General features: G+C 28.4%; 3 protein-coding genes. All 3 read right to left on the reverse strand.

All coding sequences use genetic code 11. The annotated features are described in order from the left end of the window. The coding region (locus tag ACLR9T_RS14345; RefSeq protein ID WP_413110144.1) for a PTS transporter subunit EIIB at window positions 1-286 on the reverse strand (286 nt) is incomplete at its 3' end. 107 nt (window positions 287-393) lie between these two features. Beyond that, the gene (locus ACLR9T_RS14350) at window positions 394-1,224 is read right to left on the reverse strand and encodes a PRD domain-containing protein (protein WP_413110145.1); all 831 of its coding nucleotides are present in this window, start codon (window positions 1,222-1,224) and stop codon (window positions 394-396) included. Window positions 1,225-1,231: 7 nt separating this feature from the next. After that, on the reverse strand, window positions 1,232-1,678 hold the full coding sequence (locus tag ACLR9T_RS14355; RefSeq protein ID WP_008788254.1) for a PTS glucose transporter subunit IIA: 447 nt from the start codon (window positions 1,676-1,678) through the stop codon (window positions 1,232-1,234). Between the last annotated feature and the right edge of the window lie 151 nt (window positions 1,679-1,829).

Below are 1,829 nucleotides of genomic sequence, written 5' to 3' on the forward strand. Positions count from 1 at the left end.
GTTCTTTAATTTTACAGTGTTCTTCTTGTAGCTTATCTTGATTTGGTAATAATTGCATGACTTCATCGTATAAATTTGTCACTTGTGGTCCAATAATCAATTGAAATTGTCCACCTTTATAAACAACACCCATAATTTCATTCATTGCCTTTAATTCATCTTGATTTGCTTTTTCAATCTCAATTAAGCTAAATCTTAATCGTGTCATACAGTGAGTCACTGATTTGACATTTTCCTTGCCACCAACTTTTTCTAAAATTGTTGATGCTAAAACTTGATTCGTCATTTTTTTATCCTCCACTTTAATTAGATATATTAAAATAAAGGTTTAGCCAGCCTGACTGTCACTATCCAGTTTGAGAAAATCTTCACCTCCCTTAGTTAAAGTTATATTTAATGTTCAGTTAATTTAATAAAGTGAACTATTAAATATAAGATTTCTCCCTCTAAGGCTTCATCATATTTCATTGAAACATAATCTAATATTTTTAAAACGCAGTGATATTGTTTTAAATATTCATTTTGTAATGTCTTTAAAAGAGTTTGACTTTTTTCAGAGTGAATATTTTGTTGATTAATAATTCTTTCAAAAAATACTCTTAAATGCATTATAAATCTTGTATACTCTAATCCATCTTTATCAATGTTCAAATCAAAACAAGATTCTACTATATCATACACATCATCAATCATAGTTGTAATTTCAATAACTTCTTTAAATTCTGTATTCATCTGGGCATTGACTATATGTAAAGCAATAAAGCAAGCTTCATCATCTTCTATCTTAATATCAAACAATTCTCTAATCATTTCTACAACCAATAATCCCGCTTGATATTCCTCTCGATATAATCTTTTCACATCCCACAATAGAGCATTATCAAAAACTATTCCCATCTTTACTCTTTCTAACAAATTAAAAATATGATCTGTCAATGTTACATAAATTTTATCACTTAACTCTTTATGAATATTTGCCTTAATGACATCTATCATATCTTCACAAGCATTAATACAATCATATGGAATATGAACAAGAATTTCTTGATATCTTCGATTTATTTCCTGATTTTTAATAACAAATATTTTATCAATTTTATTTTGATTGATTTCATCACCACTCTTCTTTTGAAATGCAATCCCTTTTCCCTTCACAATAATATCTTCACCAGACTCATCAACACTCATAACAGCGTTATTATTTAAAATCCTCTTAATTATCATAAAACACCTATTGAATATCTAAAATAACATCTTGAATTGTTAATTCATCTGCCTCGGTTTTATGAATTAATGAATATTGAGATAATTGAGTGATGATAACCATAACATCGGTTTCATATCCTGCATTTTTAATCTTTTCAACATCAAACTCTATTAACAAGGTTCCCTCTTCTACCACATCTCCAACATGCACATAACTTTTAAAACCTTCACCATCCATTTCAACTGTATCAATACCAATATGGATTAAGACTTCTACACCGTCTGTTAATATTAATCCAATAGCATGATAAGTTGGAAATAACATACTCACTCTACCACTTGCGGGGGCATATACTTTTCCCACACTTGGTACAACAGCAATGCCATCTCCCATCATCTTTTGAGAAAATGCTTCATCGTTTACTTCTTCTAAATACTTCTTTTTTCCATCTACAACACTCATTAATTTCATAACTTTTCCTCCTTATACAAAAAGACCTGAATGCATAATTAAAAAATTATGTAAACAGGTCTTGCTTAACTTAATAATGACAATACTGAACTACATTTATTAAAATAACATAATTCAACAAAATTGTAAAGGCTTTCTTTATATTTTGTTT

Source organism: Thomasclavelia sp., assembly GCF_047249845.1.
Lineage (GTDB): Bacteria > Bacillota_I > Bacilli_A > Erysipelotrichales > Coprobacillaceae > Thomasclavelia.